The following is a 16,659-nucleotide window of genomic DNA, read 5'->3' as shown; positions in this document are numbered from 1 at the left end:
TACATTTATAGAAAATAAATATAAAGAATATATGTTAACCGCTTGACATACAATAAAATACAGACTATTATTAGATTACAGAGTAAAGGTTTTCATAATGAAGGTATAATTAAAAAAATTATATGGAGGGGTAAAAATGAAAAGAAGAAAGATTCTATCACTACTTATAACGATTGCACTAGCTACAAGTTTATTAGCGGGGTGTGGCACTAAAGCAAATACTGAGGATACTGCAGCGGCACCAACTACGGCTACAGATAAAGCGGTTAAGATTACAATGCTTAACACAAAGGGAGAAATCCTGACTCAATTAGAAGATGCAGCAAAGGCTTTTACAGCAGAAAATCCTAATATAACGGTAGAGATTATTCCAGTAGCTGCAGGGGCTTCACCATTCCAAAAGATATCTACTATGTATGCAGCTGGAAATGCACCTACTTTAGCTATGCTTGATCCAAATGATATTCCTAAAGTTGCGGACAAGTTTGCAGATCTTTCAGCTGAAAAATGGGTTGCAGATGCATCTGCAGGAACATTAGACGCGGGTTCAGTAGATGGGAAGGTAATGTCATTTCCACTCGCAATTGAAGGATATGGACTAGTATACAATAAAGTAGTATTGGACAAGGCCGGAGTTGACCCAACTACTATTAAAACTACTAAAGATTTGGAAACAGCATTTGCAAAAGTACAAGCTTCAGGGGTAACACCTATGGCGCTCTCTCCAATGGATTGGTCCCTGGGAGCACATTATCTGCCATCAGTATATTTAGCTCAATCAAAAGAAGCTGGATCAGCAGAAAAGTTTATAGGAGAGTTAAAAACTGGGAAAACTGATTTAAATACTAATACTGTATTTAATGGATTAATGACAACTTTTGATCTTTTAAAAGCTAATAACATTGATAAAAAATCTCCACTGGCTGGAGTATATGAAAAAGCAGCTGAACATATAGGTAAAGGTGAAGTAGGTTTCTGGTTTATGGGAAACTGGGCATGGCCAGATATTAAAAAATTTGATACGGCTGATGGACAATATGGTTTTATACCAGTGCCAATAAGTAACAATGCAGCAGATTATGGTAATTCACAAATATATGCTGGATCAGCAAAATATATAGGTGTTGATATAAAGAACAATGATGCAGATCAACAAGCAGCAGGAAAAAAATTCTTAGATTGGCTAGTTTATAGCGATGCAGGTCAAGATGCTTTAGTTAATAAATGTAGTTTAGTTCCTGCCTTCTCAAATATTAAACTAGAAATAAAAGATCCACTTGGAAAATCAGTAAAGCAATATTTAACTGATAAGAAGACTATACCAACTATTACAACATTACCAGGAGATCATTGGGCAAAACTTGGAGCTTCAATGCAGAAATATCTTGCTGGCAAAAGTGACAAAAAAGCTTTAGCTACTGAGATTCAAAATTACTGGAAAAGTATCAAATAACTAAATAATTAATTATATAACATAATAACGGATGGGCGTATTTCGCGTATCCGTTATTAAATAAAAAGTAACTAAATATTCTTATAGGAGGAGTGGGGAGAATGGGAAATGAAAAGAGTTTTTGGGGAAAATTTAAAACTTTTGGCATATATGCAGGGCCAAGCACATTTGCATTTTTAACAGTCATGATTATACCATTTATATACGGTATTTATTTAACTTTTACAAGTTGGGATGGGCTATCAGATATTCAAAAATTTGTTGGCTTTGAAAATTATATAGCAGTATTTACAGATTCAGCGTTTTGGGATTCATTGAAGCTCACAGGATGGTATGTACTTGCAACCGTAATAATTACAAATGTAATAGCATTTTTACTGGCATATGTATTAACAACTGGAATGAAAGGACAGAACATCTATAGAGCAGGATTCTTTACACCTAATCTTATAGGTGGAATTATTCTTGGATTTATATGGAAGTTTGTATTTTCTAATATATTAGTATATATTGGAGAAAATTTTGATGTTGCATTTCTTTCAACTTCTTGGCTGGCAGATCCGACTAAAGCCTTTTGGAGTATAGTTATTGTAACAGTTTGGCAGTATTCAGGCTATATGATGATAATATATGTGGCAGGTTTTATGAATGTTCCTAAAGATATATTAGAAGCAGCGAGTATAGACGGTGCAAATGGATTCACAAAAATGAAAAGTATAATACTGCCAATGATGGTTCCTTCTTTCACAGTTTGCCTATTTTTAAGTTTACAAAGGGGATTTATGGCTTATGAAGTAAATCTTGCACTTACTGGGGGAGGACCTTTCCAGTCTACTGAATTAGTATCAATGTTCGTTTATAACAAAGCATTTTTATCGCAACAATATGGTGTTGGGCAATCAGAAGCACTTATCTTATTTATAATTGTTGCAACGATAACATTAATTCAAGTGAGTATAACTAAGAAGATGGAGGTAGAAGCATAATGAAAAAACAAAAATTAATAGCTAGTATAATAAAAACTATAGTTATATGTGGTTTGTTATGTTTGTATTTAGTGCCATTTATATTTGTTGTAGTAAATTCATTTAAAGAAAGTAAGGATGTAACTGCTAATCCATTGGCATTACCAGCTAGTTTTAGTTTTGATAATTATATTGAAGCTTTTAAAGTTATGAACTATTCCAACGCCTTTATTAACACACTTATAATAACAGTTGTTAGTGTTGCTATAATAATAATTTGTGCATCTATGACTGCTTATATAATGGTAAGGAGAAAATGGAAAATAACCAAATATTTATTTTTCTTGATGGTTATATCTATGATTATGCCATTCCAAGCAATAATGATACCACTTGTAAAAATTTATGGGTCTATAGGAATGCTTAATAGCAAATGGGCACTTATGTATATGTATTTAGGCTTTGGAGTTTCACTAGCCGTATTTATGTATCATGGATTTATCAAAAGTATACCACTGGAATTAGAAGAAGCTGCAATGATAGATGGTGCTACAAGACTTCAAACTTTTTGGAAAATTGTATTTCCACTTATGAAACCTACAACTATGACTATCGTAACACTTGATGTATTGTGGATTTGGAATGACTTCTTATTGCCTTCACTAGTACTCATAAGCTCAGAAGAGAGAACATTACAATTATCTACTTACTATTTCAGTGGTACGTATAGTGTAAATTATGGTTTATCAATGGCGGGGTTAATGTTATCAATACTTCCTGTATTAATAATTTACTTATTCCTTCAAAAGGGAATTATAGGTGGAGTATTGCAAGGTTCTATAAAATAACTATTAGATTGGGGCATTTTAAATGATAATAGATAAGATAAAAGAGGCAAATGTGTTTATTAAAAATAATAAGTATAGGATAAATAGTGAATATAGATTAAATTATCATTTAATGGGCGAATATGGATGGATAAATGACCCTAATGGATTTGTATTTTATAAAGGAAAGTATCATTTATTTTATCAGAACTATCCCTATAAAGCTTGCGTTGGACCAATGCATTGGGGCCATGCTGTAAGTGTAGATTTAATTAAATGGAACTATCTTCCTATTGCATTGGCTCCAGATAGGGATTTTGATAAAGATGGGTGTTTTTCTGGAACCTCTATTATAGTGGATGGGAACCTGTGCATATTATACACCGGTCATATATGTACTGGAAAGAGTAAAGAGGAATACAAGCAGGTTCAAAATTATGCATACTCAGAGGATGGAATAAATTTTGAAAAATATAGTGGTAACCCTGTGCTAGATACAAATGAAATTCATGGCGAAGCTAGCACGAAAGACATAAGGGACCCAAAGGTTTTTAAATTAGAGAAAGACTATTATATGATTTTAGGTTCAATAGATAATTTTGGAAATGGGGAAGTTTTGCTGTATAAGTCACTAGATTTAATTAAATGGGAATATGTAAATGTTCTAGCTAAAGGCAATAGTGATATGGGAAAGGTATGGGAATGCCCAGATATATTTAATTTAGATGGAAAAGATATACTTATTGTATCTCCTCAGTATATGAAAAAAGAAGGGCTTAACTATCATAATCTACACTCAAGTATTTACATTTTGGGGAAGTTAAATACAGAAAAAGGTGAGTTTATATTTAAAGACTATTATCCTGTAGATTATGGTTTTGATTTTTATGCACCTGAAACAATTGAGGACCCAAAGGGAAGAAGAATAATTGTTGCCTGGATGGATATGTGGGAAACAGAAATGCCTACATCAACCCAGGGACATAATTGGACAGGGGCTATGACACTGCCAAGAGAGATGTTTTTTAATAATGGCAAGTTATGTTTTAAACCTATTGAAGAAATAAAAGATTATAGAAGAAATGAATTTAGTTTAGAAAATATTTTATTGAAAGATGAAATAGAGCTAGATGCAATAGGAGATAGTTATGAGATTGTGGTAACTTTTAAACCTATAGAAGCTAGTGACTTTGGAATAAAGCTGAGAGTAGGTAACGATGAAGAAACCATTTTAACATATGATACTGAAAATAACCTTTTTACATTTAATAGGGATAAATCAGGTAAAGGCCCTAAAGGTAAAAGAAGCACTGAAGTATATTTAACTCAGAATGAGCTTGAACTTAGAATTTTTGTGGACAAATCTTCTGTAGAAGTATTTATAAACCATGGACAAAAAACGATGACAGCAAGAATATATCCAAGTGCTTTATCAAATAAGATAAAACTATTTTCGAAAGGAGAATGCAAGGTAGTAACTTTTCATAAATGGGATATAAAAGAGAATGAAGTTCATAAAAAAATATAAAATTAAAGCCTTATGATTTATGCTATAAATCTAATAAATTATGCTTTGGAGGAAAGAAATGTTTGAACTTGGAGAAAAAATATTATTTAGAGATAAAAGTATAGATATACTAACTATTGGCGAGATACTAATAGATATGATATCTAAGGAATATGGAGATAACTTTGAATGTAATGACTATAGTAGATATTTTGGGGGATCTCCCTCTAATATAGCTATAAATGTAAAGAAACTTGGAATAAACCCTATAGTGGCTTCCTCCGTTGGTGATGATGGTTTTGGAAAATTTCTCATAAATACATTGAAAAATTCTGGAATATCAACAGAATGTGTTGAAGTTACTGAAAACGCAACGAGCATGGTATTTATAACAAAAAGTAAGGCGAGTCCTGTTCCTATATTTTATAGAGACGCAGACTTTCACTTGCATTATAACGAAAAGTTGGAAAGGGCAATTAAAAATTCTAAGATTCTTCACTTTTCTAGCTGGCCGATATCAAAGGAGCCATCAAGAAGTACCATAGAAAAGGCTATTAAGGTAGCTAGAGAAAATGGTGCACTAATATGCTTTGATCCCAATTATCATCCAATGATTTGGGATGAAAAGGGCGAAGGAGTAGAGTATATAAAATCTATTATTGGAATGGTTGATATAATAAAACCTTCAGAAGATGATGCAGAGAGAATTTTTGGAGTGGATAATTGTGAAAATCAAATCAATAAATTTTTAGAGCTCGGTGTAAAATTAGTAATAATGACCATTGGGAAAGATGGTGCTATTATTTCTAATGGGAAAGAGACATTAAAAATAAATACTTTGGCTAATAATGTTGTTGATACTACTGGTGCTGGTGATGCTTTTTGGTCAGGGTTTTATACGGCAATAGTAAAGGGATATAACATAACAAAAGCACTGCAACTTGGCTCAGCCGTTAGTGCCTACAAGCTAAAGTATACAGGAGCAATAGTAGAGCTTCCTACTATTGAAGAAATAGTGAATATATATAATTTATAGTAAATATAAGGGGAGTGATAATATGCATATTACTTTTTTTAATCCTCAAGGGAATTTTGATAAAAACGACTCTTATTGGACAGAGCATCCGGATTTTGGTGGGCAATTGGTTTATGTGAAGGAAGTTGCGACAGCAATGGCAAGAAAGGGCCACCAAATAGATATAATAACTAGAAAAATAGTTGATGATAAATGGCCAGAGTTTAAAGAAACTTTAGACTATTATGAAAACATAAAAAATGTTAGGATAATTAGAATTCCTTGTGGCCCGGATGGATTCCTAGTTAAAGAAAAACTCTGGGAACATTTAAATGAATGGGTGGATAATATAATCAATTTCTATAATGAAGAGGGAAGCCTGCCTGAATTTGTAACGACGCATTATGGAGATGGAGGAGCCTCAGGAGCATTATTTAAAATTAAAACAGGTATTCCTTTCTCCTTCACAGGACATTCCCTCGGAGCTCAAAAGATGGATAAACTATTCATTAATGAAAATAATATTATTGAAATGGATAATAAATATAGATTTATAAAAAGAATAGCAGGTGAAAGAACTGCGATGCTAGATTCGTCAATAATTTTTGTATCTACATCTCAGGAAAGAGATGAACAATATAAACATGATGCGTATAAGGGTGCAGGAGATTTTAATAATCCTGAAAAATATATAGTAGCACCTCCAGGAGCAAATACCGTTGTGTTTAGTGCTACAGTGAAGAATAGTCAGGAAGAATATATTAAAGGTTTCGTAAAATCCATGTTTGAAAGAGATTTGGACGAAAACAGAAGAGAACTTCCAGCAATAGTAGCATCAAGTAGACTAGATGTTAAGAAAAATCACATAGCTCTTCTTAAAGCTTTTGCAAATAACAAAGAGCTTAATGATGAGGCAAATTTAGTGATTACTTTAAGAGGCATAGAAAATGTTTTTGAAGACTACTCAAGTGTAAAACAAGAAGAGAAAAAGATATTAGATGAAATTATGGAAGTAATAAATAATTATAATTTAAAAGGTAAGGTTTCTATGTTTAGTATAAATGGACAGGCACAGCTTGCAGCTTGTTTCCGAGAACTTGCAAGACGAAAATCAGTGTTTTGTTTAACAGCAGTATATGAACCTTTTGGATTAGCTCCCATCGAAGCAATGAATTGCGGACTTCCTGCAGTAGTTACAAAGTATGGTGGACCAAGTGAAGTACTCTACGAAGATGGGATTGAATATGGTGTTTTAATAGATGTATTCGACTCAGAAGATATTTCAAAAGGAATCTTGGAGGTGCTAGATAATTATGAGTACTATAAAAAGCAAGGTATCTATAGGGTTCAAAGTAAATTTACCTGGGATAAAACTGCTGAGTATTATGTAAAAGCCATAACAAATGTTGTAAATAGAGTTTTGCAGTCCAATTAATTAACCGCTAGACAAATTAGCATTAAAATACTATAATTATGGCAACGATAAGAGATAAGTGAGGTATATTATGGCAACAATAAAGGATGTGGCTAGAGAATCAGGGGTTACAGTAACTACGGTATCTAGAGTATTAAACAACAGAGGATATATAAGCGACGCAACTAGAAAGAAAGTTAATGAAGCTATAGAAGCACTCCATTATCAACCTAATGAATTGGCTAGATCATTATTTAGAAAAAAATCTAATTTTATTGGACTTATTGTCCCTAATGTGGCCCATCCTTTTTTTGCTGAACTTACAAGGTTTATAGAGTATTATGCTTATAAAGAAGAGTATAAGGTTTTGATATGCAATTCATACCAAGATACAATAAAGGAAAGAGAATATGTGGAAATGTTAAAGAGAAATCAAGTCGATGGAATCATTATGGGAAGCCATACATTAGAAACATCGGATTATCTAGTTCCTACACTTCCCATAGTAGCTATAGATAGGAATTTTTCACAAGGGATACCTTATGTTACATCGGATAACTATAATGGTGGAGTACTTGCTACCAATCTTCTAATAGATAAGGGATGTAAGAAAATAGTTCATATTAGTGGACCTTTAGAGTTAAATACTCCAGCGAATAATCGGTATAAAGCCTTTATGGATATAGTTAAAAAGAGAAATGTAGAGTATGTTATTGTGGAGGCAAAATTAGATATATTTGAAAGCTATGAAAAGTTAGCCTATAAGTTATTTGCTGAGGAACCAGATATAGATGGAGTTTTTGCAAGTAGTGATATGATTGCAGCGTCAATTCTTCATGTAGCAAATGAAATAGGCAAAGAAATTCCTAAAGATTTAAAAATCATAGGCTATGACGATATTAATATTGCTCGTATGATTATTCCACCATTAACTACCATAAAACAACCTATTGAGAAAATGGCAGAATTAGCAGTAAGCTTACTAATAAATCAAATAAAACATAATGAAGTAAAGTTAGAAAATGTTCTGCCTATAAGTCTAGTAGAAAGAAAGACTACTTAATTTACAACTTCATTAAATTTGAATAAATGTGAAAAGAAGAAATCACTATGATTCTTCTTTTTTTTATAGTCTTTATAATACCAAGCAAATAGAAGGAATATATAAGAAATTTATATTTATTATAAGAGTAAATAAATAATTCTTATACTAAAATATTATGTATAAATATCAGAAAACTCAATATTTATTGTTTCAATTTTACTTCTTACCATGTTATTTTCATTTCTACTATATGGTACTTCTACTATTCTGTTAGGGAATTCTATTGTAAATTTGCTGCCTTTACCTATCTCACTTTCCAGGCTAATCCTTCCACCATGTAGTTCAACAATTGATTTAACAAGGCATAAACCTATCCCACTTCCTTCAGTATTTCGAGATAGTGACTTATCAACCTGCTTGAATCTTTCAAATATAACGTCTAGATAATCTTTATCAATACCTATGCCAGTATCTTTTACAGATATTGAAGTCCAATCACCTTTATCCAGTATATTTATGAGTATTTCATCTCCTGTCATAGAAAATTTAATTGCATTGGAAATAAGATTTAACATTATTCTTTCAATACTAATAGGGTCACAAGCAACAATTTTTTCCTCAATGTTGGTGTCAAAAACAATCTTTAATCCTTTATTCTCAACATATTCCGATACAGATTGAACAATACCCTCAACAACATTAACTATATTATTATTGGACAAGTGTAATTTAAAACAACCAGATTCAATTTTGGATAAGTCCAATAAGTTATTTACTAATTTTGATTGTCTATAGCAGTTTTGCGTTATAACATTAATATACTTCTCAAGCTTATCCTGATTTTCTATTAAGGAACCATCTTTTATGTATAAGTCAAATAATTGAGTGATGCTAAAAATAACATTTAACGGAGTTTTAAGTTCATGTGCAATGTTATTAAAAAATTCTTCCTGCATTTGGAGGTTTTTTTCTAGTTCAAGTTTAGCGCTAGTTTCTTTAGTTATGTCAATTATAATTGCTATTACTTGCTGAATGTCACCCTCAAGTCCTAGTATTGGCTGATATAGTACATTTACGAATGTTTTTTTGCCAAATACAATTAACTCCGTATATTTGTTAAATGATGTTTCCTTTATCTCTTTCATCATTTTAAAATGGTTAAACATGTCATTTTCATCAAAATCAGTAATAATATCTGTATATTTTTGACCTTTAACAATATCAATAGAGTTCATTTCAGGCTTTAATCCTTCTATAATATTTAATGCCTTTTGATTTATGTCTAGGACACTAAAACACGGATAAGATAATTCTATAAATGGTAAATCAAGGGTATCAATCGTCTTGTGAAGAATGTCAAATTGACTTTGAAGTATTTTTTCATGTAATACAGTTTCTGTAACATTATTCCAACATTGTATTCCAGAAATAAAATTCCCATCACCATCATAAATGGGAACAGCATTTATATCATAAAAAGTAGTATTATTATTAATTTTCATTAGTCTATATTTAGATATTTTCTCACCATTTAATATCCTGAAACCTGGCATATCTTCATGTTTGACTAAATTGTCAGAAATATCGTAATATTTATTTTCATGAAGACTATCTCCTATTTTACTAAAATTATGAAATGTAGAAGGAAACATATCCCTAGCTGATTTATTAAATGTAGTATAATTACCATCCTTATCGGAAATGAACAATGCCTCAGATATATTTTCAATAATTGCCTTTAATTTTTCATTGCTCTCATATATTGTTTGCTCTAGATCTATTTTATTACTAATATCATGGCCAGCTCCATAGACAAGTTTTTCATCCCAATCAAACTTTATATTCCATGAAATCCATTTGAAATTTCCATCATTGCATTTATGTCTATATTCTAAATTTAAAACATCTTGTTTCTCTTTATGTGCTCTTAATAATACATTATTAAGACTATTTTTATCATCTGGATGTGCAATAGAAAATAGATTTAACTTTTCTATTTCATCATTACTGTACCCAAAAACATTATTAAAAGCTGGATTTGCATATTTAACCTTGCCATCAAAGTAAGCGATACATAATATTTGTGGAGTCAAATCTACCAATTTTTCGAAATTTTCTTTATCTAATGTTGAATTATCCAATATTAATTCCTCCAAACAGAATTAAACTTTTTTATATAATTCTATCACTATTTACACCTTTTAGGAATAGCGAATCGAAAGTTGCAATTAATAAAGGAGAGCCGCTTTTATTCTGATTTTGCAATGCTATAAAAAATATCCACCCCTGTTTTAATAATACTATCTGGGAAATCATAATCAGCAGTATGAAGCTGGGGATGTAATTTACCATCACCTAGGCCAATCATTGCACCCTTTATATTTTTAAGATAATATCCGAAATCTTCAGACCATCTAAATGGATATTTAAGTTCTTCATAACTATAACCATTAGTTTTACATATCTCCAATATTTTATTAATACATGTATCATGATTTCTTGTCTCAGGAAACTCATCAGAAAAATTTATTTTATATTCTATTTTATGCTGATCGCAACACTTCTCAACAAATTTTAATATATGGGTTTGAAGTTCCATTAAATCATCTTCATTTTCTCCACGTACTGTTAACATAATTTCACCTAAACTTGCTGCAGTTCCAAAGGCCCTTTCTCCAATATTGATATTTACGATAGTGCAAAGAACCATTCCTTTGAAAACACTGGATTTAGTACTATCTTTTAAAAAATTAATAATATCAGCAGCTGCATAGGATGGATTTATACCAAACTCCGGATAAGCTGCATGAGATGGCTTCCCTTTCAAAGTAATTATAATTCCTTTTGAGGCACAAGCAAATACATCTCTTTTATAAAGAATAGTTCCTATATCATAACCAGGAATGTTATGGAGTGAATATATTTCATCAATTTTATTTTCTTTTAAAAAACCATCCTCAACTATTTTTCTAGCGCCTTCTCCAACTTCTTCAGAGGGCTGGAATATTAAAAAAATATTCTTATGATCTATTGGATTTTCTTCTATTGCCAGAGCTAATCCTGCAAGTATTGCACAATGCCCATCATGGCCACATTTATGAGCTGCTACGGTATTATTGGATTTATATTTAATATCTGTAGTTTCTAGCAAAGGAATTGCATCCATGTCGGCTCTAAAGGCAATATTCATTGCATTTTTACTTGTTATTTTTTCAGCAATGAAATATCCATCTTTCTGAGTTATATTAAAACTTGTATTTTTTCTTAAAAAATCTTTTAATATATCCATGGTTTTGTTTTCATTTCCTGAAATTTCAGCATTTTCATGAAGTTTATGTCTTAAATCTATACATATATTTTGATTGTTCATTAATCTTCACCCCTCGTATAATGATGCTAAAAGTCTTTTGTAAAACATCCTTGATACAAATAACTGAGTTACTCCAACTAAAGCACCCTCAATGATAAGCATTATAGCATAAGCAAAAATATTTCCATTTAATACTTTCATTACAATATTGTTCATATGTGTAAGGAAAAAGTGATCTGTCAGCACCGATTTACAAAAATACTTCTGTCTTTGACAAAGGAATCGTAAAAGCAAATTCTGAGCCTTTTCCATTTTGACTTAATACGGAAATTAGACCACCATTCCGTTCTATAAGTTTTTTACAGAGCACCAGACCAAAACCTGTTTCTTTTTCACCTTTAGTGCCCCAAATAACATTATTTTTGTTTAAATCAAAGAAGGTTGCTATCTTCTCTTTAGGCATTCCTACCCCATTATCAATTACTATCATATTTACACTTTGTATTATATTAGCTAAGGGACCACGTAAATCATGACCAATTATCGAGAAAATCCTATCCTTAGTTGTATTAAGAGTTTCAAGTTCAATATTCAATGATTCTTTGGTCTTTATTAAGTCGGAAATAATTGCATTTTTCTTGTATAGTTCCCTTTGTATATTGATTACCTCGTTGTTAAGGTGTGAAAGCTTCTGGTAATTGCCAGGAGAAACACTGAAATGTTTCATTTTTTCACATAAATAAATAATAGATTTATTATTTAGCTTAATTAACTCCTCTAACGCATGTAGAATACCTGCTACACCATATTTATTAAATTCAGGTTGAATGATATATTGTCTATCATTTATTTCCTTTACAATAAATGGAAGTTTAGGTCTTAAAAGGTCAATTTTTGATTTAATTGTATCACTCATAGTATGCCCCCAGCAATCGTAATTTTATTAGAAATTATCTGTTGTAATGGCTAATTTAAAAGAAGTCACATGGATATTTCTAATTTCTTTCTTATTTACAATTTACTATTTATCTTATAAATTAAAACTTGATATACAAAGTTAATGATAAAACAATATTATTAATTTGTCTATGATATATCTAGAATTTAGTGTTAATAATGCTTATATATTGATTATTAGTAAAAATATATAATTATAGTGAAATTTTATTGTATTTATAAAGGAAGTCTATGTAAAGTGTAGAATTTTACATAGAATAAGTATTTAAAAAAATACGAATATGCCTCTTTTAACGTTCTTTTAAAAGGTGATAGGGTTGAATGTCGCAGAGTAATGAAAGATTTTAGAAAATTACACTTATCAATTATATCATTGGGGGGCAGTCATTAAGACTAGAGGGAAAAGAGTTATCAGCAAAATTGAACAGTGTCTATTATCTTGAGAATCTTGAAGATGTAGAAGATTATATTAAAAAGTATGTCTGAAATGGAAGAGCTTATGTTTATAGATATTGATTATGGATTTTAAGTTTATACTGGGGTACTACTGGATATATTCCGGTAGTTTTTTGTCGTTGAAATATAAGATAGGTATGCATAATAATACATAAAAAGATATCTTGAGTAAATGTAAAATTTATCTAAATAATTTTATTAACTATACTACATGTTTATTGACATAGAAGCGCTATTAATCTATAATAAACATAATATTTTCATTAATCTTAATAAATAAATATTTACATATATTGTTAACATATGCATAAGTGTTAGTATTTTTATGCAGTTTGATTGTTTTCCTTTCTATTAAACCTTTCAAAAGAATAATAGTAATTATTCATTATATAAAATTGGAGTCTAATAAAACAAATAAATTATCTCTTTTAAGTATTTTTGGAAAAAGTTCATTAAACATGAATGGAGAAAAGGAGTATAACAAAATGAAAAATCAAATCATGATAGAAGTTCAAAATATAAAAGAAAGACTATGGGAAATAAATGATTACATTTATCATAATCCAGAACTTGGTAACGAAGAATTTAAAGCTGTAGAAAAGTTAACATCACTATTATCAGAACATTCTTTTGAAATTGAAATTGGTATAGCAAACAGAGAAACTGCATTTAAAGCGGTATATAACAGCAATGTAAAAGGTCCGACTATTGCTTTTTTGTGTGAATATGATGCTTTACCAGGAATAGGGCATGGATGTGGTCACGATATGATAGGCACAATTAGTATTGGGGCTGCTATAGCATTAAGTAAGGTGATAGGCCAAGTCGGTGGGAAAATAGAAGTTTATGGAACCCCTGCGGAAGAAACGAATGGCGCGAAAACTGATATGGTAGCGCAAGGAGTATTTGATAATGTTGATGTTGCTATGATGATGCATCCATATGGTAAAACTTGCGAAAGTGGATCATCATTGGCAATGCAAGCACTAAAGTTTGAGTTTACAGGAAAGTCAAGTCATGCAGCAAGTTCACCTGAAGACGGAATTAATGCACTGGACGCGGTTATATTAATGTTTAATGGAGTAAATGCTCTGAGACAACATGTTACGTCTGATGTAAGGATGCATGGAATTATCAGTGAAGGTGGTGTCGCTGCTAATATAGTACCAGACAAGGCTGTTGCAAAATTCTATGTAAGGGCCCTGAAAAAGAGTTACTTGAATGAAGTAGTTCAAAAGGTGAAAAATATTGCGAGTGGGGCAGCAATTATGACTGGGGCAAGTTTGGAAGTTAGCTTATATGAAATGCCCTTTGATGATATGAATACAAATAAGAATTTATCAGAGTCTTTTAATAATAATTTGCGAAAACTAGGCATTACTGATATTAATCCATCAGAGAGTATTGGCTCTTTAGATATGGGAAATGTAAGTTACGTTGTGCCATCTATACATCCTTTGATAGGAATAGGAAACTCAAAATTGAAGTTACATACTGAGGAAATGGCTAAAGCAACAATTACGCAGCAGGCTCATGAAGCTTTATTTATAGGGGCTATGGCACTTGCGTGCACAGGATACGATGTTATCACAGATGCTGATTTGTTATCTAAGATAAAAAAAGAGTTTGAGCAAAGCTTATAATATCAGGATATTTCAGGACAGCTATTGCATTCCCTAAAGCACTATGAACTAAAAGTTTGCTACTTGACTAAATATTAGTAAAGTAGTAAACTTTTAGTTCAATACAGATGTCCGAATTAAATTAAAAAGGTATGTGATAGTTTAATAAATTACTACATATTCAAAGGAAAGTAGGGGAATTTGAAGTGAAAACATTAATTGTGACTGATTCTAACTGTGACCTTTCAGCCGAATACATAGAAGAAAATAAAATTCCAGTTATTCCATTTTATTTTAATTTAAAAGGGAAGGATTATGAAGACAATTTTGGTGCTTCAATAAGTTATAAGCAATTTTATGATGAGCTGCGCAGAGCTGAAGTATGTACTACAGCGCAGATTACGCCCTATAAGTTTGAAGAGTGTTTTAGAAAATATATTTTAGCCGGTTACTCTATAATATACATAGGATTTTCATCTGGTTTAAGTGAAACTTGTAATAATGCTATTTTAGCTAGACAGATAATATTACAAGAAAACAAGGATGCAGATATAACTGTTATAGATTCAAAAAGTGCCACCGCAGGGCAAGGACTTATAGTTTCTTATGCATGTGAAATGTTGAAGCAAGGGAGATCTAAGGAAGATATAGTTAACTGGATTGAAGATAATAAACTTAAGGTCAACCACTGGTTTATTGTCGATAGTCTGGATCATTTAAAAAGAGGTGGAAGGATTTCGGCTGTAAGTGCGACGTTTGGTGCTTTATTAGGAGTTAAACCTGTTTTAATCATGGATAAGAATGGAAAGCTCACTGTTGTGAAAAAAATCAGGGGAGCAAAAAAATCTGTTAGGACCTTATTAAAAGAATTCAAAGATAGGGCCATAAATCCTGAGCAGCAGCATGTTTTTATTAGTCATGGAGATTGTTTAGAGGATGCAGAGCATTTAAAAAGTTTAATAATGAGTGAAGTTAAAGTGAAAGATATAACTATTAATTATGTTGGTCCAATTATAGGTACTCATACAGGACCCGGAATGCTATGCGTTACTTTTATTGGTAAAGATAGGGAAGCGAAATAAGTATGATTTAAATGTTTTAGCGTTAAGATTTACTATTTGATAATATATTCGTTAGAAATTAAGAACAGGGGGAGTATTATATGAATAATGAATTTGAAAATGTTAGTCAACCTGAAAGAATACTCAATGCAGCATTTATATGTATATCTTCAAAAGGTTATGCGAATGTTTCCCTGCGTGATATTGCAGGTGAAGCAGGTGTGGTATTAAGTCAATTAAATTATTATTATAAAAATAAAGAAGGGCTATTTACAGAAGTGATAAAAATGCTAGCTGGGCAATATTTGAGCGAAATAGAGGAAAACTTAAAAAATGGACAATCAGAAAATGAAAAGATATCTTGTTTAATAAAGTATTTTCAGGGAATGTTAAGAAATAATCCTAACTTATTCAAAATCCTTTTTGATTTGACTAGTATGGCGCTTTGGTCAGTACCATTAAAAGAGCTTGTTAATAATCTTTTCAATAGTTTATCTAGCTTAATTGAAAAATACATTGTAAACAACCATTCAAATAAAGAGAAGTTCAAAAGTTATTCTTCGAAAGCATTGTCTAAAATGGTACTAGGGACTCTATTTGGAACTTCAATACAAATAATTCTAGCTCATGGGGAAGAAGATATGTTTGATTCGTTATCGGCATCACAAGTGATATTTGAATAAAATATTTTGTTAAATAAAGGATATTCGTATTTTTCTAATATGTTCTAGCGAATATTGACTTTTCTGTATTTTCACTATATTTTTTGTAAGAAAGGGAATTATTAGTTTTAAATTGCTGTTTTGTTTATACAGATGCCTAAAGCATTGTCGTAAATAAAACCCAGTAAATGAATATCATTTACTGCAAAATATGCCCTGTAGATTAGACAAATAAAAAAAGTCTATTCTATAGGGCATTTTAAGTACAGTATTGGGTTATAACTATAGAACTTTATCTGTATCTAAGTAAGAAACTATTCCCCTGAATCCTCTTTAGCGGTCATAGGCATCATTTTCATCATATT

Annotated in this window: 14 protein-coding genes; 10 read left to right on the top strand and 4 right to left on the bottom strand. The window is 31.0% G+C overall.

Annotated elements, in window-relative coordinates:
- The first annotated feature begins 136 nt into the window (after positions 1–136).
- The 7 genes from JJE11_RS03480 (at position 137) to JJE11_RS03450 (ending at position 8,244) form a co-directional block, all read left to right on the top strand.
- Entirely contained in the window at positions 137–1,453 is a 1,317-nt protein-coding gene (locus tag JJE11_RS03480; protein ID WP_291632863.1) for an ABC transporter substrate-binding protein, read from the top strand.
- 101 nt (positions 1,454–1,554) lie between these two features.
- Positions 1,555–2,439 (top strand): carbohydrate ABC transporter permease, encoded by an 885-nt coding sequence (locus JJE11_RS03475; RefSeq protein WP_291632862.1) that lies wholly within the window; start codon positions 1,555–1,557, stop codon positions 2,437–2,439.
- A complete protein-coding gene (locus JJE11_RS03470; RefSeq protein WP_291632861.1) occupies positions 2,439–3,266 on the top strand; it encodes a carbohydrate ABC transporter permease in 828 nt (275 codons plus the stop codon). Before JJE11_RS03475 ends, JJE11_RS03470 begins: the two co-directional genes overlap by 1 nt.
- 22 nt (positions 3,267–3,288) lie before the next feature.
- Entirely contained in the window at positions 3,289–4,773 is a 1,485-nt protein-coding gene (locus JJE11_RS03465) for a glycoside hydrolase family 32 protein (protein ID WP_291632860.1), read from the top strand.
- 58 nt (positions 4,774–4,831) lie between these two features.
- Positions 4,832–5,788 (top strand): carbohydrate kinase family protein, encoded by a 957-nt coding sequence (locus tag JJE11_RS03460; RefSeq protein ID WP_291632859.1) that lies wholly within the window; start codon positions 4,832–4,834, stop codon positions 5,786–5,788.
- Positions 5,789–5,810: 22 nt separating this feature from the next.
- Positions 5,811–7,202 carry a glycosyltransferase gene (locus tag JJE11_RS03455; protein WP_291632858.1) on the top strand — a complete coding sequence of 464 codons (1,392 nt, stop codon included), beginning with the start codon at positions 5,811–5,813 and terminating at the stop codon, positions 7,200–7,202.
- Positions 7,203–7,272: 70 nt separating this feature from the next.
- The gene (locus JJE11_RS03450; protein ID WP_291632857.1) at positions 7,273–8,244 is read left to right on the top strand and encodes a LacI family DNA-binding transcriptional regulator; all 972 of its coding nucleotides are present in this window, start codon (positions 7,273–7,275) and stop codon (positions 8,242–8,244) included.
- A 155-nt stretch (positions 8,245–8,399) separates the two neighbouring features.
- On the opposite strand, the gene JJE11_RS03445 is transcribed toward JJE11_RS03450, so the two are convergent.
- The 4 genes from JJE11_RS03445 to JJE11_RS03430 form a co-directional block, all read right to left on the bottom strand.
- Positions 8,400–10,367 carry a PAS domain-containing sensor histidine kinase gene (locus JJE11_RS03445; RefSeq protein WP_291632856.1) on the bottom strand — a complete coding sequence of 656 codons (1,968 nt, stop codon included), beginning with the start codon at positions 10,365–10,367 and terminating at the stop codon, positions 8,400–8,402.
- A gap of 107 nt (positions 10,368–10,474) precedes the next feature.
- Positions 10,475–11,596 carry a M20 family metallopeptidase gene (locus tag JJE11_RS03440; protein ID WP_291632855.1) on the bottom strand — a complete coding sequence of 374 codons (1,122 nt, stop codon included), beginning with the start codon at positions 11,594–11,596 and terminating at the stop codon, positions 10,475–10,477.
- Positions 11,597–11,602: 6 nt separating this feature from the next.
- Complete coding sequence (locus JJE11_RS03435; protein WP_291632854.1) at positions 11,603–11,752, bottom strand: hypothetical protein; 150 nt, start codon at positions 11,750–11,752, stop codon at positions 11,603–11,605.
- A 34-nt stretch (positions 11,753–11,786) separates the two neighbouring features.
- Positions 11,787–12,452 carry an ATP-binding protein gene (locus JJE11_RS03430; protein ID WP_291632853.1) on the bottom strand — a complete coding sequence of 222 codons (666 nt, stop codon included), beginning with the start codon at positions 12,450–12,452 and terminating at the stop codon, positions 11,787–11,789.
- A 982-nt stretch (positions 12,453–13,434) separates the two neighbouring features.
- On the opposite strand from JJE11_RS03430, the gene JJE11_RS03425 reads away from it, so the two are divergent.
- The 3 genes from JJE11_RS03425 to JJE11_RS03415 all read left to right on the top strand — a co-directional run bounded on the left by JJE11_RS03425 (position 13,435) and on the right by JJE11_RS03415 (position 16,315).
- A complete protein-coding gene (locus tag JJE11_RS03425; RefSeq protein WP_291632852.1) occupies positions 13,435–14,592 on the top strand; it encodes a M20 family metallopeptidase in 1,158 nt (385 codons plus the stop codon).
- Between the two features lie 185 nt (positions 14,593–14,777).
- Positions 14,778–15,653: a DegV family protein gene (locus JJE11_RS03420; protein ID WP_291632851.1), complete on the top strand. Its 876-nt coding sequence runs from the start codon at positions 14,778–14,780 to the stop codon at positions 15,651–15,653.
- 80 nt (positions 15,654–15,733) lie between these two features.
- Positions 15,734–16,315, top strand: a complete 582-nt coding sequence (locus JJE11_RS03415; RefSeq protein ID WP_291632850.1) for a TetR/AcrR family transcriptional regulator — start codon at positions 15,734–15,736, stop codon at positions 16,313–16,315.
- Positions 16,316–16,659: the final 344 nt, after the last annotated feature.

The organism is Clostridium sp. (assembly GCF_016650095.1).
Classification (GTDB): Bacteria; Bacillota; Clostridia; order Clostridiales; family Clostridiaceae; genus Clostridium_AD.
Note: the sequence above shows the minus strand (reverse complement) of the source record. Positions and strands in the feature narration are given on the sequence as shown.

Coding starts and splice junctions, on each gene's coding strand:
- JJE11_RS03430 (WP_291632853.1), bottom strand. CDS start 12,452: ATGAGTGATACAATTAAATCAAAAATTGACCTTTTAAGACCTAAACTT.
- JJE11_RS03480 (WP_291632863.1), top strand. CDS start 137: ATGAAAAGAAGAAAGATTCTATCACTACTTATAACGATTGCACTAGCT.
- JJE11_RS03425 (WP_291632852.1), top strand. CDS start 13,435: ATGAAAAATCAAATCATGATAGAAGTTCAAAATATAAAAGAAAGACTA.
- JJE11_RS03470 (WP_291632861.1), top strand. CDS start 2,439: ATGAAAAAACAAAAATTAATAGCTAGTATAATAAAAACTATAGTTATA.
- JJE11_RS03455 (WP_291632858.1), top strand. CDS start 5,811: ATGCATATTACTTTTTTTAATCCTCAAGGGAATTTTGATAAAAACGAC.
- JJE11_RS03435 (WP_291632854.1), bottom strand. CDS start 11,752: ATGAACAATATTGTAATGAAAGTATTAAATGGAAATATTTTTGCTTAT.
- JJE11_RS03475 (WP_291632862.1), top strand. CDS start 1,555: ATGGGAAATGAAAAGAGTTTTTGGGGAAAATTTAAAACTTTTGGCATA.
- JJE11_RS03450 (WP_291632857.1), top strand. CDS start 7,273: ATGGCAACAATAAAGGATGTGGCTAGAGAATCAGGGGTTACAGTAACT.
- JJE11_RS03460 (WP_291632859.1), top strand. CDS start 4,832: ATGTTTGAACTTGGAGAAAAAATATTATTTAGAGATAAAAGTATAGAT.
- JJE11_RS03465 (WP_291632860.1), top strand. CDS start 3,289: ATGATAATAGATAAGATAAAAGAGGCAAATGTGTTTATTAAAAATAAT.
- JJE11_RS03440 (WP_291632855.1), bottom strand. CDS start 11,596: ATGAACAATCAAAATATATGTATAGATTTAAGACATAAACTTCATGAA.
- JJE11_RS03415 (WP_291632850.1), top strand. CDS start 15,734: ATGAATAATGAATTTGAAAATGTTAGTCAACCTGAAAGAATACTCAAT.